The organism is Litorivivens sp., from assembly GCF_057445395.1.
In genome coordinates this window covers 1-21304 of sequence record NZ_JBVBUV010000015.1, presented here as the reverse complement: position 1 = coordinate 21304, position 21304 = coordinate 1, and the positions used below count along the sequence as shown (strand labels likewise).

The following is a 21304-nucleotide window of genomic DNA, read 5'->3' as shown; positions in this document are numbered from 1 at the left end:
AGGGGAACACACTCGTGCAAAGCAACAACTACTATCTGAACAACCCGCTGATCCATAAGGATCGCAAACTGTCCAATGCATCCTCTGAGTGGGTGCGCAGCTTTTCCTGTGAAGATCTGAAACCGCTGATTATCTGTCGTGGCCCGATTCGCAAAGAAGCGATGGACGTGTTCGATGAAATGGGTATTAACGGTTATGGCATTCTGCTGTCCGAGAAAGACTCTATCACCTACACCAACGCGCTGGCGCCGGAATTGCGTAGCTTGACGGACCCTGATCGCGTTCACCGCGTACCCGATTACACGGGTGCCAATAAAGAGGAGCGCACCAAACGCATTCAGCAGATCGTTCGCATCGCCAAAGACAATGGCTATAACTCGATATTTGCGGGTTACGGCTTTATGTCAGAAGACGCGGAAATGGTTGAGGCTATGGAAAAGGCCGGCCTGAACTTCATCGGCCCCTGTTCCTACACCCAGAAAGCGGCGGGCATGAAAGACCAGGCCAAGCGCACTGCACTGGAAACCGGTGTGTCAGTTACACCCGGTGTAAACAATGCCACCAGTCTGGCACTGTTTGCGAAATACGGGAAAAACGGTCTCGAGAAATGCGCTAAAGACCACAAGCTGAAAGTTGATTTTGGCAAGTGCAAGGATGACGAAGAGAAAGCGTTGGCGCTGCTGGCTGCTTCCTACGATGCGGGCATCGATATCATCGACGCCAAGGATATCGGTGAAGCACTGAAGCAGGAAGCCAAACGCATGCTGACGGAGAAGCCTAATAACCGCTTCCGTCTGAAGGCCATTGCCGGTGGTGGCGGCAAGGGGCAACGTATCCTGCAGTCTGCCAACTCTTACAAAGGTAAGAGCCTTGAAGAGCGTGTCGAGCAAGCCGCGGCTAAAGTACCTTCACTGGTACTGGAGTGCTTGATCGAGCTCAAAACCAACGGTGTGGGCGATAACAAAAACGTCCTTATCGAAATGAATATAGAAACAACCCGACACCAGGAGATCCAGGTGGTGGGCAATGGCGAGTGGTGCATGACCATGGGTGGTCGCGACTGCTCATTGCAAATGCATGAACAAAAGCTGCTCGAAGTCTCGGTTACTGTTGAGGAGCTGGAAGCCGCCATAGAGGAAGCCAAGGCGGCTGGGCGAAAAGCCGAACTAGCCCAGCTAAAGAAAGACCTAGAAATCCTGCAGCGTATGGAGGAAGAAGGGGCTGTCTTTGGCGAAGCGGTGAAGCTGGATTCGGTGGGAACCTTCGAGTGTATCGTCGACGGTGAATCGCATTATTTCATGGAGATGAACACCCGAATTCAGGTAGAGCACCGCGTTACCGAGCTTTGCTACAAGCTCAAGTTCACCAATCCCGATGATCCGAACGATTTCTTTATCGCCGAGAGCCTGGTCGAGGTGATGGCGCTGCTGGCCCGTCACGGCAAGCGACTGCCTAAGCCCGAGCGTATCGTGCGTGAACCTGCATCGGTTGAAGCGCGTATGAACGCCACCAACCAGGCCCTGCAGCCTCATGCGGGTGGCATTATCGAGTACTGGTCCGACGCGCTTGAAGGCGAGATCCGTGACGATCAGGGTATTTCCTTGCACAACCCGGATACGGATGTGTTCATGAAATACCACCTGGCCGGTGCCTACGACTCCAACATCGCCCTGCTGCTGACGACAGGCCAGAACCGTCTGGATAGCTACACCAAGCTGGCGGAAATCTTGCGTCGCACTGAGCTGCGGGGCAAGGATCTGGCGACCAACCTGCAGTTTCATTATGGCCTCGTGTACTGGTTTCTTGGCAATGGCATCAACGCCAGACCCAGTACTCGCTTTATCGTGCCGTACCTGACCGCTGTGGGTGAGCTGAAAGAAGCAGCGTCACAAGTTGATCTCGATTTTGCCTACGGCCAGATCAAGAAAAAGTATCTTGCGGAAGCCGACGCCAAGACCGCGAAAGACTGGGCCGCAGCACTGGATATGAAGCAGCTGCTGATTACCCGTCCGCTGGAGAGACTGTTCGCCGAGCCGCATTTTATGGCGGGCTGGCTGAGTGTTCACAAAGATGTGGTTAAGATCAGCAAGAAGACCGTCACTTGGTCGGTCAATCCCATCGAGCTATTGGGCGAGCTCTACCACTTCCTGAACATGAATTACGAAGCCGGCAAGCCTGCGCGTCATATGATCTGGGATCATGACAACGATGTACTGCAGGCGGCGCTGAGCTTTTATCAGACGCTGAAAGAGAAATTGGGTACTGAAGACTTTGCTGAGCTTGATAAAGCGCTGTCAGCTGACAAAGCGCCTAAAGGCATCACCAAAAAGCAGTGGACCCAGGCACAGCAGGCGCACGCGGGTTATCAGGCGGGTACCGAACTGCTGGCCGTATTGGCCTATATCGCAGGCAAAACCCGATTCTATGATCTGAAAGTGAATGCGGACCTGAGCATTACTATTCCGGATCGGCTGACCGAGAAAGAACTGCAGGATCGCATGGCGAAGGTGCTCGTGCCGCCGCCAGCGGCGAAATCAGACGAAATACTCGCGGCCAGCGGTGGTATGTTCTATCCCCGTGAAGCGCCCGGCATGGATGTGTTTGTTAACGAGGGCGATCACTTCGAAGCCGGCGATGTGCTTTACATTGTTGAAGTTATGAAGATGTTCAATAAGGTTGTAGCACCGTTCTCCGGAACCGTAGACAAATGTCTGATCGATGGCGACGGTGTGATCATCAAGAAAGGCCAGCCAGTCTTCAAAGTCACACCGGATGAGAAAATCGTGATTGAAACGCCCGAAGAAATTGCGGAACGCCGCAAGGCCAAAACGGCTGATTTTCTGAAAGCGATCGTGTGATTCGAGCCGGCCAGGTGCCTGTTTTCAGGTATCTGGCCGGAACATCTCGCACTGTTTCGGCGCAAATGCGCTCAACCCCATCGATTTACGCTGACAGGTAATTCCTTATGATCACTGCACTTGACCATATCGCCATCGCCGTTCCCGAGCTGGAAAAGGCAATTGCGCGTTTCAAGGAAGATTTCCAACTGAATTTTGAAGGGACGGAAGACGTGCTGGATGCCAAAACGTCCACCGCATTTTTTCCGGTACCGGCTACCAGTATTGAGCTGGTTCACCCCTTGAATGGTGAAGGCCCCATTGCCAAATATCTGGAAAAGAAGCCCGGCGGCTTGCATCACATCTGCTTTCGCAGCGATAACATTGAAGAAGATGTTGCGCGCTTGAAAGCCAAGGGCTACCAATTCCTGTCCGATGCCCCCAGCCCGGGTGCTCACAATTCCAAAGTCATTTTTATACATCCGAAAAGCTGCGACGGCGTGCTGGTAGAGATAAACCAGCCCGGTGACGATCACTAACGCACGCTCACACTGACAGATACGACCGCAGGTAAACAGACATGGCAGACAAAGACTACGTAGCACCCGAGGCGACCCGTGACGCCTGGGAAGAGATGGCCAACAAACAGATGAGCAAGGGCGGTAAAAGCCTGGATGATCTGGTATGGCATACGCCGGAAGGCATTGATGTCAACCCGCTGTACAGCAAGAAAGACGTCGAGGCGCTGCCCTACACCGATACCATGCCGGGTATGGAGCCCTTTATACGCGGGCCGCAGCCTACTATGTATGCCGGTCGTCCGTGGACCATCCGTCAGTACGCGGGTTTCTCTACAGCAGAAGAATCGAATGCGTTTTACCGCAAGGCTCTGGCGGCAGGTGGTCAGGGTGTGTCGGTTGCCTTTGACCTGGCTACCCACCGTGGCTATGACTCGGATCACCCTCGGGTAACGGGTGATGTGGGTAAGGCGGGTGTTGCAATTGACTCAGTCGAAGACATGAAAGTGTTGTTCGACGGCATTCCGCTCGACAAGGTCTCGGTGTCCATGACCATGAACGGCGCGGTATTGCCGGTGTTGGCTGGCTATATAGTTTCGGCGGAAGAGCAGGGCGTCAGCCAGGACCAGCTGTCGGGTACCATCCAGAATGATATTCTCAAAGAATTCATGGTGCGTAACACTTACATCTATCCGCCGCAGCCGTCGATGAAAATCATTGGCGACATTATTGCCTATGCGTCGGATCATATGCCGAAGTTCAATACCATCTCCATTTCCGGTTACCACATTCAGGAAGCCGGGGCTGACGCGGCACTTGAGCTGGCCTACACGCTGGCTGATGGCAAAGAGTATATTCGCACCGCACTCGCTGCCGGACTTGATATAGACAAGTTTGCGGGCCGTCTGTCCTTTTTCTGGGGCATTGGCATGAACTTCTATATGGAAATTGCCAAGTTGCGTGCCGCACGTTTGCTGTGGGCGCGCATTGTCAGTGAGTTTAATCCCAAAAACCCGCGCTCAAAAATGCTGCGTACTCACAGTCAAACTTCCGGCTGGTCGCTGACCGAGCAGGACCCATACAACAACGTGGTGCGTACCACTATTGAAGCAATGGCTGCCGTGTTTGGCGGTACCCAATCGCTACACACCAACGCACTGGATGAGGCGATCGCACTGCCGACGGAATTTTCGGCCCGTATTGCCCGAAATACCCAGCTGATTATTCAGGAAGAAACCGGTATCACCAAGGTCGTTGATCCTTGGGGTGGTTCCTACATGATGGAATCGCTGACAAATGATATCGCCGAGAAAGCCTGGGAGCTGATTCAGGAAGTTGAAGAAAAAGGCGGCATGGCCAAAGCCATAGAGACTGGCATGCCCAAACTGCGTATTGAAGAATCGGCGGCTCGCAAGCAGGCCCGTATCGACCGCGGCGAAGACGTGATTGTGGGTGTGAATAAATACCGTCTCGACACTGAAGACGATATGGATATTCTCGATATCGATAACGAGAAGGTTCGCAAATCTCAAGTGGCGGCACTTGAGCGTATCCGCGCCAGCCGCGATGAAAAGGCCGTTGAGGATGCACTGGAGGCCATCTATCAGTGCGCAGTCAGCGGTGAAGGCAACCTGCTGGACCTGGCTGTGAAAGCCACACGTGTGCGTGCTACTGTGGGCGAAATATCCTTTGCCATGGAGCGAGAATTTGGTCGCTTCAATGCGCAGGCTCAAACGGTATCCGGAGTGTACGGCAGCGCTTATCAGAACGACGACAACTGGAATGAAATTTCCGCCGATATCGAGGCGTTTTCCGAGAAGCACGGCCGTCGGCCTCGCATGCTGGTCTGCAAAATGGGGCAGGACGGGCATGATCGCGGCGCCAAAGTAATCGCAACCGCTTTCGCCGATGTGGGTTTCGATATAGACCTTTCGCCCATGTTTTCAACCCCTGAAGAAGTCGCCAAGCAGGCCATCGAAAACGACGTTCACGTCGTTGGCGTATCGTCCCAGGCAGCGGGCCATAAAACTCTGGTGCCGGCCCTGATTGAGGAGCTTAAAAAGCAGGGCGCTGGCGACATCATCGTGGTTGCCGGTGGCGTTATCCCCAAGCAGGATTATGACTTCCTGACCAAGGCCGGTGTAAAAGGTATCTTTGGACCGGGTACCCAGATACCCAAGGCCGCGCGTGACGTGCTGGATGCGATTAACGCGAACTACAAGGGTTAGGCTAGCTTAACGGTAGCGGGGGCAGAGCCAATTTAACTGACAGCGTTAAATTGGTTCCGACCCCGAACGGTGCTGCCCGTCCATAGGTAAGTGGTCTCGACGCGGCAGAGGACGGGGCAGGCCACTTTTTCGCCTCCCAGAATTTGCTCTGACCCCTGCTAACCGAAACCACCTAAACCAAAGCAGAGCTACAACCCATGCCCATTGATATCGACCAACTCCGACAAGGCAATCGTCGGGCTCTCGCCAAGGCCATCACGCTGGTTGAAAGCAAGCGGCCAGAGCACCGCGAAGAAGCCCAGCGGCTGCTTGAAGCCGTTCTGCCGTATACCGGCAACAGTATTCGTGTCGGTATTACGGGTATTCCCGGTGTTGGAAAATCGACCTTTATTGAAAGTTTTGGCCAAACTGTTATAGAGCAGGGCAAGAAAGTGGCAGTGCTTGCCGTTGACCCCAGCTCACCCATTGCCGGGGGCTCCATCCTTGGGGATAAAACCCGAATGGAAGAGCTGTCGCGAATGGATAATGCCTTTATTCGTCCGTCGCCGTCGGAAGGCGCGCTCGGTGGGGTGGCGCTGAAAACCCGGGAGACTATGCTGCTTTGCGAGGCGGCCGGCTACGACGTGATTCTGGTAGAAACTGTCGGGGTAGGGCAGTCTGAATATGAAGTGGCCAGTATGGTCGATTTTTTTATGGTGCTGATGCTGCCAAACGCCGGTGACGAATTACAGGGCATTAAGAAAGGAATCATGGAATTGGCTGATGCTCTGGTAATTAACAAGGCCGATGGCGACAGTATTCATATGGCGCAGCAAACCCGGCGTCATTACCAAAATGCACTGCATTTGTTGCGTCATACTACGTTCTGGACGCCACAGGTTAAAACCTGTTCGGCGCAAAAGAAGGAAAACATCGACGAAGTCTGGGGCATGATCTCCGACTACCAGGTCGATGCTATCAAGAATCACGCATTTCATGAAAAACGTGCCCGCCAGGCACAAGAATGGATGCACAAACTTCTGCACGAAATGCTGGATCTGAAACTGAAGCAGAATCCGGATGTGAAAAAGCAGATGCCGGTACTCGATCGTCAGGTGACGGAAGGCAAGACCACGCCCTACCTGGCCGCCAAATCGTTGATTGACCTGTTGTTCAAGGGCTAGAAATGAAAGACGTTGCCCACAAACTCACCGAGTTTGTCCAAGCCCATCTACCGACAGCACGGGCGCTTGAAATAGAAGTTGCTGATTATGACAGCGAGTCACTGACGCTGCGCGCACCACTTGGCCCGAGTATTAATGACAAGCACACCGCCTTTGGTGGCAGCCTCTATGTGGTTGCGGTTATGGCTGGCTGGGGCATGGTTTACCTGCGTTGCCGTGAAGCGGGCATAGACCCGAATATTGTGGTGGCAAAAGGTGAAATTGAATATCACGCGCCGGTGCCGACCGATATCGTAGCGTCGTCGATAGCCCTGGAAGAGAGTGAGTGGGACGCTTTTTTTCAGCACTTTGACGAGCGCGGCAAGTCTAAGATAGAGCTGCGCACGCAAGTGTTGCAGGACGGCAAGCCTGCGGTCAGCTTTAAGGGTTTGTACGCCATTATTGGTCTGGCGCCGAATCTCTGATCGCGCGCCATGCCGGCCTGATGTACTAAAATTTCAGGAACCTGCCCGAGCTTCCCGGTTCACTCCCCATAAACAAAGTGCCGCAAATCTTCAATGTTGGCCATGCCGTCCTTGTAACCCAGTTGAATGAGCCGCTCGCTGAATTCGTGGGTAAATAGCAGATAACTGGCAACGTTAACGCCGCCGCTATAGCGAGTGCCGCTACTGCGGAAGAAGGTTTTGATGCTGCGCGGCAGGCCGTCGACATATTCATCGGCCAGTGCATCGATATCTTCCGAGGGCGATATGACCAGGGCATCGATCGGCCGCAGCTGGTGTTCAGTAAAAGAGTCCTGCGGGGGCATCAAGCGAATCAACTGATTGATCCTTTCAAGACGTTCGATATCGGTTTCGATGCTGTCCACAAAGGCGCTGTTTAGCAGGTGGCCGATAATCTGCCCAAAGGCGGGAGAGGTTATTTTTCTGGGCAATCGTTTGTATTCACGACGGTGGCCGTTCGCCGGGATAATCAGCACTTTATCTGCACCCAGGTGCAGCGCTGGACTGATAGGGGTGAGCTGGCGCAGCGCGCCATCGCCAAAATAGTGCTTGCTGATTTTTTCCGGAGGAAAAATAGTGGGAATGGCGGTAGACGCCATTACATGTGACAGATCAATCGGCGTGGGGATGCCCTGTCGGCGCCAACGCTGCCATCCAGCGCGCTCAGGGCCGCCCTGGAAAAAGCTCAGCGACACACCCTGGGTGTAGTCCATCGCCGTTACGCTGAGTGCGTCAAGGTGGCCATCGGCGAGATTGCGGGATATCGCACCGAAATCCAGTTTTTCCCTCAGCAGCTCACGCAATGGTGTATTGTCGAGCAGACCCACCGGCCGGCCCACGGCGACGCCGGCATTGAACAGCGAAATCAGTAGCCGCCAGGCATTTCTGAGAACTCCCAGAAAGTCCGAGCGGTAGATCTGATCGGTTGACAGTTGCGACCAGAGCGATTCCAACCAGTGAGCGGCGTCCACAAAATCATTGGCACGGGAGGCCAGTGCGACGGCGTTGATGGCACCCGCCGACGTGCCGCAAAGCACCCGATAGGGATTGGTGGTGCGATCGCCGTGCAGTGTCGCCAGAGCTTTGATAACGCCCACTTGGTAGGCGGCCCTTGCACCGCCGCCAGGAAGCACCAGGCCAATAGCGTGGGAGGATTCGTTGAGTTCTTGCTTCATTATTTGCTGTGTCCGCGCAAGCCAGTATCTACCAGTATTCTGGTCGCAATTTCTTCAATCGAAGCGTGCGTGGAATCAATATACGGAATGCCAAAGCGCTTGAACATCACCTCGGCCTGGCGTACCTCATATTCACATTGAGACAGAGTGGAATAGCGGGCATTGGCGCGGCGCTCGGTACGGATCATTGCCAGTCGTTCCGGGTCAATGGTCAAGCCATACAGTTTATTGCGATAAGCTGCCAGCGGCCTCGGAATGCGACCGTTGTCCAGATCATCGTCGGTGAGCGGATAATTGGCGACAAATACACCGGTCTGCAATGCCAGGTAGAGGCTGGTTGGGGTTTTGCCACTGCGTGATACACCGACCAGAATCAGTTCTGCCAGGTTGTAGCGATCAATCTTGGCACCGTCGTCGTTATCCAGCGCATAGTTCACCGCGTCAATACGGTGTTTGTAGTTGGTTTCATTGGTGACGCTGTGTGCGCCGCCGACGGTAAATGACGACTTGATACCCAGGGCATCCTCAAGCGGCGAAAGGAAGGTTGAGAGGATGTCGACTGTGAATCCTTCACTATTTTTAATGATATCGCGAACTTCTGAGTTAACAATGGTATCGAAGATTATCGGCGCCACGCCGTCCCTGGCGGCCACGCGATTGATTTTCTCGGCCGCGGAGTGGGCTTTGGCGGCGGTGTCGATGTAAGGCAGGATGACCCGCTCAAACTGAAGGCCCTCAAATTGGGCCAACAGGCTCGATCCCAGGGCCTCAGCCGTGATTCCCGTGCTGTCAGAGATGAAAAAGGCGGTTCGTTTTTTATTTTCTGTCACAATCAAGAGGCTCTTGCAGGGCGAATTTCTGTCTGAATTCCAGTATCATACGCGAACTTTTAACCACGTACCTTATGCACTAGAGGAACCCGTTTTGTCTGAATACGTACTTTGGTTTCAAGAACTCGGCATGGCAGACGTCGATCGTGTGGGCGGCAAGAACGCATCGCTGGGCGAAATGATCAGCGAGCTTTCAGGCGCTGGCGTCTCAGTGCCTGGTGGTTTTGCGACCACGGCCTCTGCCTATCGGGATTTTCTCCAGCAAAGCGGACTGAACGAGCGCATCAAACAGCGCTTGGAAGGCCTCGATGTCGATGACGTGAAAACCCTGCTGGAAACCGGCAAGGATATCCGTCAGTGGATCATTGATACACCGTTTCCGGCCGAGCTTGATGCAGCCGTAAACGAGGCTTTCGCTGAATTGGCTGAGGGCAACGTCGACATTGCGGTGGCGGTGCGTTCCTCGGCAACAGCTGAAGACCTGCCAGATGCGTCTTTCGCAGGTCAGCAGGAAACCTTCCTCAATATTCGCGGCTTGGACAACGTTAAGGTAGCGATCAAGGAGGTCTTTGCATCGCTGTACAACGACCGCGCCATTGCATACCGGGTGCATAAAGGCTTTGAGCATGCGGATGTGGCGTTGTCAGCGGGTATTCAACGCATGGTGCGCTCCGAAATTGGCGCCAGTGGCGTCATGTTCAGCATGGATACCGAATCCGGTTTTGACGGGGTTGTATTCATTACGGCGTCCTATGGGCTGGGTGAAACCGTAGTGCAGGGGTCAGTGAACCCCGACGAATTTTATGTGCATAAGGCGCTGCTTGAAGGCGGCAAACACGCCGTCCTGCGCCGCAATCTGGGTGCCAAAGCCATTAAGATGATTTATGGCAGCGAGGCCTCTGCGGGCAAATCTGTGCAGACTGTTGATGTCGAGGATGCCGAGCGCAACCGTTTCTGCATCACGGATGAAGAGGTGATGGCGCTGGCGCAACAGGCGCTGATAATCGAAAAACACTACCAGCGTCCGATGGACATCGAGTGGGCCAAAGATGGTGACACTGGCGAGCTGTTCATTGTTCAGGCTCGACCGGAAACCGTCAAAAGCCAGGAATCCGCCAATCTGATGGAGCGTTACCTGCTCAAGGAAAAGGGCAAGGTGGTCTGCGAAGGACGATCTATCGGGCAGCGTATTGGCAGTGGCCCGGTGCGGGTAATCGCCGATCTTTCTGAGATGGACCAGGTGCAAAAGGGCGATGTTCTGGTTACAGATATGACCGATCCCGATTGGGAGCCGATCATGAAGCGAGCCTCTGCGATTGTCACAAATCGCGGAGGGCGCACCTGTCACGCGGCCATCATTGCACGCGAACTCGGCATTCCTGCGGTGGTTGGCTGTGGTGATGCAACTCAAGTGCTTAAAAGCGGGCAAGAGGTTACCGTCTCCTGCGCCGAGGGTGATACGGGTCTTGTTTACCAGGGCTGCCTGGATTTTGACATCAGCCGCAATGAGCTCGATACCATGCCGGAGCTGCCCTTCAAGATTATGATGAATGTGGGTAACCCGGACCGTGCGTTTGATTTTCAGGCTTATCCCAACGCCGGCGTCGGCCTGGCACGGCTGGAATTTATCATCAATCGCATGATTGGTGTTCACCCGAAGGCGCTGATGGACTACGACGAGTTGCCGCGTGATGTGCAGCAGGCCGTCAGCCGTCGGATTGCGGGTTACCCCTCGCCAGTGGACTTCTACGTTGAAAAGCTGGTGGAAGGCATAGCAACCATTGCCGGTGCTTTCTATCCGGAGCGGGTGATCGTGCGGATGTCGGATTTCAAATCCAACGAATACGCCCATCTGATTGGCGGCACGCTGTACGAGCCAGAAGAAGAAAATCCGATGTTGGGTTTCCGTGGTGCCGGCCGTTATATCTCAGAATCGTTCCGCGAGTGTTTCCGCCTGGAGTGTCGCGCCCTGAAAAAAGTGCGCGACGAGATGGGCCTCACCAACGTGGAAATCATGGTGCCCTTTGTGCGCACGGTGGGTGAAGCCAAGCAGGTTATGGAGCTGTTGGCTGAAAATGGGCTCAAGCGCGGCGAGAATGGCCTGAAAGTTATCATGATGTGTGAGCTGCCAGCCAATGCCTTGTTGGCGGACCAGTTCCTTGAGCACTTTGATGGTTTCTCGATTGGCTCTAACGATCTGACCCAGCTTACGTTGGGCCTGGATCGCGATTCTGGACTGGTGGCGCACCTCTTTGACGAGCGCAATGATGCGGTTAAAGTGTTGCTGAAAAACGCTATTGACGCGTGCAAGAAGCAGGGCAAGTATATAGGCATCTGCGGACAGGGGCCGTCAGACCACGCGGACTTTGCACTGTGGCTAGTAGAGCAGGGGATAGACAGCGTTTCGCTGAACCCTGATTCAGTACTCGATACCTGGATGTTCCTCAGCGAACAGTTGCCTAAAGCCGAGTCCTGATCCCTCCCCCAGCCCGTCGTGTCCTACTGTCGCTGCCTTGTGCGACGACAGTGGGACAAAATTCCGCCGCAGTCACTATAAAAAAGGAAAGGGACGATGCGGTATTACGCGCTGGAAAAGCTTATCAATCTCCATGACGGTTACCGTAAAACCTTCAAGATTGATGAGTATCATCTTTTGCTTATTCAGGAGGAAGGAGAGCGCTTTCTCGTCGACGCCTACTGCCCGCACCGCGAGCATAGTCTGATTGATGCCACGGTGTTCGGCGATACCATAACCTGCCCCCATCACCGCTACCAATTCCATCTTGCCACCGGTGCCGTTCTGGAGCGCACCGAAGAGCCCTGCCAAAACCTGCGCTGCTATCCACTTGTCGAAGAGGGGCGCGAAGTAGGTGTAGTGTTATAGTGGTAATTGTCCCTACGTTTTTGCCGAGTGGAATTTTACCGAAGAAGGTTGCTCGTCAACTAGGTTAAATCACTATACGCTGGCGCGCTTTTGTGGCGGCCTGGCGAAGTTTCAAGGAGGTTGTCTTGCGCAACATCGTATACACCGCGCTGTGTGTATTTTTAATAGGCTTGGCCCATGCCGAAAACTATAAAAACACCATTCAACGACTTACCAGCGCCGGTAGTCTCCACTCGCCCGTCAGTGTTTCGCGGGTTTATGAAAAGATGCCCGCGCCAATTTGGAACGCTGCCCGCATGGAGAGCCTGTTGCAGGCTATTGCCGGCAGTGCAAGCCACGGGCTTGAACCGGCCGATTACCATCTCGGCGTGCTAAGTTCGCCCGGCAATACCAGTGAACGGGATGTGTACGCCACCGACGCCTACCTGACACTGGCGGGGCACCTACTTGGCGGGCGTATCGATCCAGTGTCACTGGAACCCACCTGGACCGCAAAAGGGCGTGAGCGAGATTTACCGGTCTACCTGATGGAAACTATTGATACTGTCAGTCCGGCCGCTTCACTGGATCAGCTGGCTCCCTCCCAGCCGCGCTACGCGCGCCTGCGTGACGCGCTGGCTCACTTTGAGAAAATCGCGGGGGAAGGTGGCTGGCCTACCGTTCGTGGCAGTGGTCTCCTCAAGCCGGGACATCATGCCGCCTGGGTGCCATCATTACGCGCCCGCATGCGAGCCAGTGGTGATTATAACGGCACACCGCAGGAGGCAACGCTTTACGATGCTGAGCTGGTGCACGCGGTGAAAATTTTCCAGGTGCGATCCAACCTTGAGCCAGACGGTATCGTCGGCCCGATTACTCTGAAAAATCTAAACCAGTCGGCTCAGGACAAGGTAAACAAGATCAAGGTCAATCTTGAGCGCTGGCGCTGGCTTCCCGATGATATGGGCTACCGCCATATCCGAGTGAACATCGCGGACTACCGTCTGGAGGCGCACGAAGGCACAAACGTGAAAGAAATATTTGACGTTGTAGTCGGTCGTACCTACCGCCAGACGCCAATATTTTCTGCCAATATGTCCTATCTGGTACTAAACCCCTGGTGGGAAGTGCCGCGCAAGCTGGCACGGCAGGATCTGTTACCGAAATTTCAGAAGACCCCTGAGATTATCCGGGAGTTGGGTTATCACATCCTTGACTCACAGGGGCAGTCGGTTGACCCCTATGCGGTCGACTGGAAAGCCATCCCGGCGGCGCGCTTTCCATATCGTGTTCGGCAGGAACCAGGCGGAAAAAATGCCTTGGGCCGCGTCAAATTCATGTTTCCCAATCAGCATGAGGTTTATTTGCACGATACCCCGTCACGGGACCTGTTCGCCAAGGTTCGACGGGACTTTTCATCCGGTTGTATCCGGGTGAGCGACCCGATGGACCTCGCCGCGTGGGTGCTTAAAGCGACTCCGGGATGGAGCGAGGACAAGGTGCTGGATGTAGTTGCTTCAGGCAGGGAGACCAGCGTGAGGCTAAAAGACCGCATCCCGGTACATTTGCTGTACTGGACTGTGGTGGTTAATGACGAAACGGGTGATATCCGTTTCATTGAGGACATCTATGAGCGCGATGACAAAATCTGGGCGGCTATCCAGAATCGGTAGCTTTACTGGTCGTTACTGGAAAGTTTGTGCGGCCCTACTGCTACTAGCCAGACATTCTCTAGCCTATGGCTTTGATTCGGGTGAGGCGGGCTTTACCGCGGTGGTAGGTGGACTGCAGGTTCCCTACAAAGTGATGGCGGTTACCGCGATGCCGGGCGAAGAGCTGGTTATCAAGGTGCCCAAGGCTACGGCCGCCACCGCGGCGATGGGCACGCTGGTAAAAGACAGTGAAACCCGCTACCGCTGGACAGCACCGCAGCGCAGTGGCCTGGTGACGCTGGAACTGACCCGTGCCATTGAACAGCAGCGTATGACGCTCAATATCTTTGTGCTGCGGCCCACCGCAGACATCCGGGACGATAAGCTCGACGGCTATCGCATAGGTCAGTATCCCCAGCAGGCCTATCGCGGATTGGCCGCCTATGAAGCGCCATCCGGGCTGGTCGAGGTGACCTCGGCAGTGATGGATACGCCGCTATCCCCACACTTTACGCTGCGTCAGTTTCTGTGTAAGCAAGCAGCGGTGAACGGTAAGGAGTTCATGTTGTTTCGGCCCGAGCTGCTGCTCAAACTCGAAACTATTTTGCGAAAAATCAATGAGCGCGGGGTAACGGCAGATACGCTGTTTATCATGAGCGGTTATCGCACGCCGCACTACAATGCGAGCATTGGTAATTCGAAAAATTCGCGCCATATATATGGTGGTGCTGCCGACTGGTATGTGGACATGTCACCGAAAGACGGGCGCATGGATGATGTAAACCGCGATGGCAAGATAGACCGGAAGGATGCGGGCTACCTGTATTCGCTGGTCGAAGGGCTCAGTAAGGAATCAGAATGGTTTAAAGGCGGTATTGGTGAGTATGGTAGCACCGCCAGCCATGGACCGTTCGTACATGTCGACGTCCGCGGGCAGCGCGCTCGCTGGGGACGCCGCTAGTTACAGGCTGAGTCGGCGCAGGCGAGGGTCTTCCTGCGCCAGGTTCCAGAGCATGTCGAACTGCAGGATATAGTTAAGCGCGCTGGGCCGGTTACTGAAATCGGCCCAGTGAGCATTGGGCTCATTTCGTTTGGAAACTATCAACCCCGCGTTATCTGCCACCAGAAACTCTTCCTCCGCTTGACCCGCCTGATCTTCTGGCAGGGCGCGCAGCAAAATAGAAGTATTCAGCCGCTGTTGCAGTTCGAGCAGTCGATGGCCTCGGCCAGTAAGTTGGTCCGGACGTAATACCAGAATACGAATCTCGGTGGTCTTATGCAGCCGGGCGAGTTCGGAAAGCGCGGAGCGCACGGTATCGTTGTCGTAAACCGATGGGTCGAGAGATTCGCTGAATATCCGCAACTGGCGGCGACACTGCGACACCATGGATGCGACGGTGTGCTCCAGATCGGTGACTGCGTGCTTGCCACTGTCCTTACCGAGAATGAAATCCTGGCGGAGCGTCAGGCGCATTGACCTGTGGGCAATGCCGGCATCCATAAATTCCGGCCCGTAGGTTACAAAACCAAATTGCTCATAGAAACCAACTGCACTGAGCTGGGCGTTGAGCCAGACTTCACGCAGGTTTTGCAGCTTTGCATGGCGAATAACACGCAAAAGCAGATCTTTGCCGACGCCTTTAGAGCGATAGGGTTTGCGAACTGCCATGCGTCCGATGTGGCCGTCGCGCAGCATGCGCACGGTGCCCACCGGCTCGCCATTATCAGTTGCCAGCCAGTGATGGGCGCGGTCGTCCTCGCCATCCCATTCAAGGTCTTCGGGTACGCCCTGTTCCTGAACAAATACTTCGCGCCGAATGGCGTGGAGCTGTGCCTGATCCTGAGCCCAGCTGGCTTCTATTACGTTCATACTGCGTTCGCTACTCTGCTGTCAGCGCGCGTGTGGAAAGCAAAAAACTGGCCGCTTGCGGCGATATTTTCTGCAGCGCAACCCATAGTGTATCAGGGAGAAGGTCTCCGGGAATCAACTGGCACACATCCGTGAGTAACTCGACGGCTTCAGGGGCTATCTCCATGCTCATACCGTTGGCAAAAAGCAATGAAAATGGCGAGTCGATATACAGGGTTATGCGTGAATCCAGGCTTCGACAAACACCTTTGGCGGGAACTGCGCGTGGCTCGGGGTGGGGCAGTGTTTCATCGTCTGCCTCGGTGACAAGTTCTCCAAAGCTGGCTATCAGGCTGGTTTTATCACTGAGGGCATCGTGCAACAAGGACTGTAAATGATCGATATGCCGACGATCCAGCGTTTGCCCGGATGCCAGTGTCGCTGCGGTGTCCCGGTAGCGTAAATCTTCGGTGAGGTCCGCGCTGAGGGTTTCCCACCAGCGCTCCAGAATCTGGCTTAGTGAGGGCGCTCGAAAGCCGACCGACAGCGTTATACATTGATCATCCAGTGCGGTGCCCCAGTGTGCGACACCCGGTGGAATATAGAGGATGTCGCCAGGATTGAGAACATAGCGGGCCTGCTCGTGAAATTCGTCGAGCAAGCGCAGCGGCTGGCTGTCGAGTACGACATCGCTTTCGTCGCACCGCTGGCCAATGCGCCATTCGCGCTGACCACTGCCTTGAATGAGAAAGACATCGTAGCGATCAAAATGAGGGCCGACGCCACCGCCGGTGACCGCGTAACTCGCCATGATGTCTTCAATTCGCCATTGCGGTAAAAAGTCGAAGTGGCGTAGCAGGGCGGTGATCTCTTCAAACCACTGATCAACACGCTGTACCAACAAGGTCCAATGTGTGGACGGCAATTCGGAAAACACCGACGCCTCCATTGGCCCATTGCGAAGCTGCCAGCGCTTGTCTTTGCCAGCTATAAGACGAGATTCCACTTCGGCTTCGCAGGCCAGGCCAGCCAGATCATCGCCATCTATCGGACATTGGTAATCAGGCAACCCCTGCTGAATTAGCAAGGGTTCGCGTTGCCAGTAGTCGCGCAGGAACTGCGCGCTGTCGAATCCCGCCAGGGCCATTGTAGTTACTCTTAAACGCGCCGCGCTTGCTCGGCCGCATTGCCAATATAGGCGGCGGGGGTCAGTGCCTGCAGCTCTGCCTTTGCGCTGTCGGGAATGTCGAGTGTTTCAACAAATTCCCTGATCGCCTGCTGGTTGATGCTGTGGCCTCGGGTCAATGCCTTGAGTTTTTCATAGGCCTGCTCAACATTGTAGCGTCGCATGACTGTCTGAATTGGCTCGGCCAATACTTCCCAGGCTGCATCGAGGTCCTCGCTGATTCGTGCGGTATTGATTTGCAGCTTGCCAATGCCTTTCAGGCTGGCTTCATAGGCGATTAGGCTATACGCCATGCCAACACCCATGTTGCGCAGTACCGTAGAGTCGGTCAGATCACGCTGCCAGCGGGATATTGGAAGTTTCGCCGACAGGTGGCCAAAAATGGCGTTGGCAATGCCCAGGTTGCCTTCCGAGTTCTCAAAATCGATGGGGTTAACTTTATGCGGCATGGTAGACGAACCGACTTCACCCTCTACCGTTTTCTGTTTGAAGTAACCAAGGGAAATATAGCCCCAGATATCGCGGTCAAAATCTATCAGGATGGTATTGAAGCGCGCGATCGCATCAAACAGCTCGGCAATATAATCGTGGGGTTCGATCTGGGTGGTGTAGGGGTTCCAGGTCAGCCCGAGAGATTCAACAAAGCTCTTGGCATTTGCCTCCCAATCCACCTCGGCATAGGCTGAGAGGTGGGCATTGTAGTTGCCCACCGCACCGTTGATTTTGCCCAGCAGTTCAACCTGCTTGATGGTCTCCAGCTGGCGCCGCAGGCGAGCCACAACATTGGCAATTTCCTTGCCCATGGTGGTCGGGCTGGCAGACTGGCCGTGGGTGCGCGACAGCATGGGTACATCGGCCAGGTTGTGCGCCAGTGTGACCAGTTGATCGATGATAGTTTGGGCCTTGTTGACCAGGTATTCCCGCCCAGTTTTTAACATCAACGCATGGGACAGGTTGTTTATGTCTTCTGAGGTGCAGGCAAAGTGGACAAACTCGCCGCCACTGGCCAGTTCGGCATTGTCGGCAATAGTCTCTTTAATTAAATATTCCACCGCTTTCACATCGTGATTGGTGGTGCGTTCAATGTCCTTTACGCGCTGCGCGTGGTCTTCGGTAAAGCCGCTGACCAGTGTCTCCAGCAGGGCATTTGCGTCGCTACTGAACGGTTTCAGCTCGGGAATGCCGGGGTGGTTTGCCAGTTGTTGCAGCCAGCGAACCTCTACTTCAACCCGGTATTTGATTAGGCCGTATTCACTGAAAATGGGTCGCAGGTCGGCGGTTTTACTGCCGTAGCGGCCATCAATGGGAGAAATGGCGGAAAGTGCCGTCAAGTCCATGAAATCTTCCTTGCTGTGCGGGGGTACGGAAAGGCGGCAATTCTACCCTAGTGCGGGGCGCACGTCAGGTTTGGCGGCCGGTTTAATGCGGGATCTCGCGCTGCAGAATCTCACGCACAGTGCGCACAATACGGTTCTTCGCAAACAGGAAGTGGCGGCGCCGTCCGCCGAGCTGTTTCCAGAGATACGCACCGCGTATCCCCGCCAGCAACAGTGCCCGGATCCGGTCAGCATTGTGTGCATTTTGCAGCTGTTGTGCGCTCCCATTTATTTTCAGGCGGAACTTGAAGTTGCTGACAGTATCTTTATAGATTCCTGCAATAGGCGACGCTAACTCATTGATATTCTTGTCGCTTAGAAGCTGCCCCCTTTCAGTGTGGTCAAGCCTGGAGCGAATGATGGCAGCGGCCTCGGGCGTTTTCTCAAGCTGTTTCTGCAGGTGCGTAATACCAATGATATAGCGCACTAGTTCACGATCGCTGACACTGCGAGTACCGGTGAGTAGATCGTGTAATTTGCGCAGGCCAAGTTCTAGTGAGGCCACCGAGCCGTAGGCTTCAATCGGCGACTGGGATGAAAAAGAGAACAGACTTTTCAGGCAGGCTTCAAAAGCTTCTGGCTCGGCGTTACCGGTTCTGGCAATGGAATCCACCAGAGCAACACTCTGGCAAATGCCGGCCAGTGCCAACACCTGGTCTCGCAATGCCTGATCTGTTTGCGTCTGGCTCATGCGACTTTCTCCGCCGGATTGAATGCGCGTTCGATCACCGTGCCACCCAGACAAACTTCGCCTTGGTAAAATACGACTGATTGTCCTGGTGTAATCGCGCGTTGCGGTTCGTCGAAATGCACTTCAAGCCCAGCGTTTTTAGCGTAGACGGTGCAGGCTTGGTCTGGTTGCCGATAACGGGTTTTGGCAGTGCAGCGCAAGGGCAGCTCCGGGATATCGGCTATCCAGTGGGGCGCGGCTGTTTCCAGTGCAGACTTGAACAGCGCGGGGTGGTTGCTGCCTTGTGTGACACGCAAAACATTGCGGGTCAGATCCTTGTCGACCACATACCAGGGAGCATCGCTGGCCCAGGCGACACCGCCAATACCAAGCCCCTGGCGCTGGCCGATAGTGTGGTACATCAAACCATTGTGGGTGCCGATTTTACGGCCTTCCAAATCTTCAATATCGCCTGGTTGTGCTGGCAGGTAGGTCTGCAGGAAATCCTTGAATCGGCGCTCGCCGATAAAACAAATGCCGGTACTGTCTTTCTTATTGTGGGTAATAAGGTCGTGCTGTTCGGCGATAGTCCGAACATCTTTTTTGTCCAGCTCGCCAACGGGAAACAGGGTTTTTGCAAATTCTCGGCTGCTGACTGCATGCAGGAAATAGCTTTGATCCTTGTTGTTGTCGAGGCCCTTGAGCAGCCGACCTTCGGCATCTCGGCGGGCGTAGTGACCCGTAGCGATCAGGTCAGCCCCCAGCATTAATGCGTAATCGAGAAAGGCCTTAAATTTGATTTCGCGGTTACAAAGAATGTCCGGATTGGGGGTGCGGCCGGCCCTGTACTCGTCGAGAAAGTGTTCAAACACGTTGTCCCAGTATTCCGCGGCGAAGTTAGCACCGTGCAGGGTGATACCTATGCGGTCGCATACGGCTTGCGCGTCGGCGTAATCTTCTTTCGCAGTGCAGTATTCGGTGCCGTCGTCCTCTTCCCAGTTCTTCATGAACAGGCCTTCAACCTGATACCCCTGTTCGAGCAGGAGTAGGGCGGTGACAGAAGAGTCGACGCCTCCAGACATGCCAACGATGACTTTTTTCGGTGTGCTCATCCGTAAATCAGATCCAGTGGGTAGCGGTGGCCAGCGAGGTATTGATCAATTGTTGCCAGCACCAGATGGCTGCGCAGGTCGCCGGCACGGGCTTGCAGTTGGTTACGGCTTAACCACAGTGTTTGGATGATGCCCTCGTCAAGGGTGGCATCTGGTACCTGCCGTATCGCCGAACCGAAGAAACTTGTGCGGTAGTAGGTGACGCCATTGGCTGCTTTATACAGCGTGGTACCCACGACGCCATCTATTTTCGCTTCATAACCGGTTTCCTCAAGTACTTCGCGCCGTGCAGCCTCTACCAGGCTTTCATCGGGTTCCAGATGACCTGCGGGTTGATTGATCACGCGTCGGCCCTCGGCCTGTTCCTCGACCACGAGAAAGCGGCCGTCTCGCTCGATTACCGTTGCGACGGTCACATGGGCATGCCAGGGGCGGATATCACTCATCGGTTACTGAGGTGCCATAGTCAAAGAAGGGCGCGATTATACGCGCTTACGGCGAGAGGATGTAGGGCGTCGCCGCGCACGCTGCGGCGCGTGGACTCGCTCGGTGCGGTATTCGCCGGGCGCCAGATTATCAAGCCGCCAGTTGCCAATGGCAATGCGCACCAGTCGAAGCGTAGGGAAGCCGACGGCGGCAGTCATGCGCCGTACTTGCCGATTGCGACCCTCGGTGATTTCCAGCTCCAGCCAGCAAGTGGGTATGGCTGCGCGTTCGCGAATGGGGGGATTGCGGGGCCACAGTTGCGGCGTTTCAATGCGGCGGGCCTTGCAGGGCAGGGTAGGGCCGTCTTTCAGACTAACGCCGGCACGCAGCAGGTCTAAGGCCTCGTCACTAACCTCACCCTCTACCTGCACCCAGTAGGTTTTTGGTAATTTGTGTCTGGGATGGCTAATCTGTGCCTGTAGTTGGCCATCATCTGTCAGAATAAGCAGGCCCTCGGAGTCGTAGTCGAGGCGGCCCGCCGGGTAAACGCCGGGGACGCGGACATAGTCAGCCAGGGTTTTTCGCCCGTCTTTTGCGCGAAATTGGCACAGAACCTGGAAGGGCTTGTTTAAGAGAATGAGGGTGCTCATTAATTAGACAGGAAATAGTCACTATAAATTGTTATGATACGTCGCCTTTTGCCTACCGGCAAAGAAAGGTCTCACTGAAAAACAGATAATCCATGGAGTCAAGAATGGGATACCAACACATCAAGGTGCCTGCAGAGGGTGAGAAAATTTCCGTGAATGCGGATCTTTCCCTTAACGTCCCCGATCGGCCAATTATTCCTTTTATCGAAGGAGATGGCATCGGTGTCGATATCACTCCGGTCATGATCGATGTTGTCGATGCGGCG

Annotated in this window: 18 protein-coding genes and 1 pseudogene; 10 read left to right on the top strand and 9 right to left on the bottom strand. The window is 54.7% G+C overall.

Going from position 1 to position 21304, the window contains the following annotated elements; all coding sequences use genetic code 11:
* Nucleotides 1-14 precede the first annotated feature (14 nt).
* From AC222A_RS06660 to AC222A_RS06640, 5 genes are all read left to right on the top strand, one after another.
* Nucleotides 15-2858 (top strand): ATP-binding protein, encoded by a 2844-nt coding sequence (locus tag AC222A_RS06660; RefSeq protein ID WP_372758374.1) that lies wholly within the window; start codon nt 15-17, stop codon nt 2856-2858.
* A 107-nt stretch (nt 2859-2965) separates the two neighbouring features.
* On the top strand, nt 2966-3376 hold the full coding sequence (gene mce, locus AC222A_RS06655; RefSeq protein WP_372748353.1) for a methylmalonyl-CoA epimerase: 411 nt from the start codon (nt 2966-2968) through the stop codon (nt 3374-3376).
* Nucleotides 3377-3417: 41 nt separating this feature from the next.
* On the top strand, nt 3418-5583 hold the full coding sequence (gene scpA, locus AC222A_RS06650; protein WP_372748352.1) for a methylmalonyl-CoA mutase: 2166 nt from the start codon (nt 3418-3420) through the stop codon (nt 5581-5583).
* A gap of 197 nt (nt 5584-5780) precedes the next feature.
* Complete coding sequence (meaB, locus tag AC222A_RS06645) at nt 5781-6746, top strand: methylmalonyl Co-A mutase-associated GTPase MeaB (protein ID WP_372748351.1); 966 nt, start codon at nt 5781-5783, stop codon at nt 6744-6746.
* Between the two features lie 2 nt (nt 6747-6748).
* Nucleotides 6749-7210, top strand: a complete 462-nt coding sequence (locus AC222A_RS06640; RefSeq protein WP_372783519.1) for a YiiD C-terminal domain-containing protein — start codon at nt 6749-6751, stop codon at nt 7208-7210.
* 59 nt (nt 7211-7269) lie between these two features.
* On the opposite strand, the gene AC222A_RS06635 is transcribed toward AC222A_RS06640, so the two are convergent.
* A complete protein-coding gene (locus tag AC222A_RS06635) occupies nt 7270-8424 on the bottom strand; it encodes a patatin-like phospholipase family protein (protein ID WP_372749262.1) in 1155 nt (384 codons plus the stop codon).
* Nucleotides 8424-9254 carry a posphoenolpyruvate synthetase regulatory kinase/phosphorylase PpsR gene (gene ppsR / locus AC222A_RS06630; RefSeq protein ID WP_372749263.1) on the bottom strand — a complete coding sequence of 277 codons (831 nt, stop codon included), beginning with the start codon at nt 9252-9254 and terminating at the stop codon, nt 8424-8426. The genes AC222A_RS06635 and ppsR overlap by 1 nt, the downstream gene beginning before the upstream one ends.
* Before the next feature lie 94 nt (nt 9255-9348).
* Between ppsR and ppsA the strand changes: the two genes are divergently transcribed.
* From ppsA to AC222A_RS06610, 4 genes are all read left to right on the top strand, one after another.
* Nucleotides 9349-11730, top strand: coding sequence for a phosphoenolpyruvate synthase (ppsA, locus tag AC222A_RS06625; RefSeq protein ID WP_372764940.1), 2382 nt, complete (start codon nt 9349-9351; stop codon nt 11728-11730).
* 96 nt (nt 11731-11826) lie between these two features.
* Nucleotides 11827-12138 (top strand): Rieske (2Fe-2S) protein, encoded by a 312-nt coding sequence (locus AC222A_RS06620; protein WP_372749265.1) that lies wholly within the window; start codon nt 11827-11829, stop codon nt 12136-12138.
* A 125-nt stretch (nt 12139-12263) separates the two neighbouring features.
* Nucleotides 12264-13790, top strand: coding sequence for a L,D-transpeptidase family protein (locus tag AC222A_RS06615; protein WP_372758836.1), 1527 nt, complete (start codon nt 12264-12266; stop codon nt 13788-13790).
* Nucleotides 13747-14730, top strand: a complete 984-nt coding sequence (locus AC222A_RS06610; RefSeq protein ID WP_486774773.1) for a D-Ala-D-Ala carboxypeptidase family metallohydrolase — start codon at nt 13747-13749, stop codon at nt 14728-14730. Before AC222A_RS06615 ends, AC222A_RS06610 begins: the two co-directional genes overlap by 44 nt.
* Here the strand turns inward: AC222A_RS06610 and AC222A_RS06605 are convergent, their stop codons facing one another.
* The 7 genes from AC222A_RS06605 to AC222A_RS06575 form a co-directional block, all read right to left on the bottom strand.
* The gene (locus AC222A_RS06605; protein WP_486774772.1) at nt 14731-15639 is read right to left on the bottom strand and encodes a GNAT family N-acetyltransferase; all 909 of its coding nucleotides are present in this window, start codon (nt 15637-15639) and stop codon (nt 14731-14733) included.
* A 10-nt stretch (nt 15640-15649) separates the two neighbouring features.
* Complete coding sequence (locus AC222A_RS06600; protein WP_372758833.1) at nt 15650-16765, bottom strand: cupin domain-containing protein; 1116 nt, start codon at nt 16763-16765, stop codon at nt 15650-15652.
* 11 nt (nt 16766-16776) lie between these two features.
* The gene (gene purB, locus AC222A_RS06595) at nt 16777-18141 is read right to left on the bottom strand and encodes an adenylosuccinate lyase (protein ID WP_372810294.1); all 1365 of its coding nucleotides are present in this window, start codon (nt 18139-18141) and stop codon (nt 16777-16779) included.
* Between the two features lie 82 nt (nt 18142-18223).
* Entirely contained in the window at nt 18224-18871 is a 648-nt protein-coding gene (gene hflD, locus AC222A_RS06590; protein WP_372797077.1) for a high frequency lysogenization protein HflD, read from the bottom strand.
* On the bottom strand, nt 18868-19962 hold the full coding sequence (mnmA, locus tag AC222A_RS06585; protein WP_372750517.1) for a tRNA 2-thiouridine(34) synthase MnmA: 1095 nt from the start codon (nt 19960-19962) through the stop codon (nt 18868-18870). Before mnmA ends, hflD begins: the two co-directional genes overlap by 4 nt.
* Nucleotides 19959-20408 (bottom strand): NUDIX hydrolase, encoded by a 450-nt coding sequence (locus AC222A_RS06580; RefSeq protein WP_486774771.1) that lies wholly within the window; start codon nt 20406-20408, stop codon nt 19959-19961. The genes mnmA and AC222A_RS06580 overlap by 4 nt, the downstream gene beginning before the upstream one ends.
* 36 nt (nt 20409-20444) lie before the next feature.
* On the bottom strand, nt 20445-21038 hold the full coding sequence (locus AC222A_RS06575) for a pseudouridine synthase (protein WP_372765305.1): 594 nt from the start codon (nt 21036-21038) through the stop codon (nt 20445-20447).
* A gap of 104 nt (nt 21039-21142) precedes the next feature.
* Here AC222A_RS06575 and AC222A_RS06570 point away from each other — a divergent pair.
* Nucleotides 21143-21304: pseudogene (locus tag AC222A_RS06570) on the top strand (NADP-dependent isocitrate dehydrogenase); the annotation flags it as partial.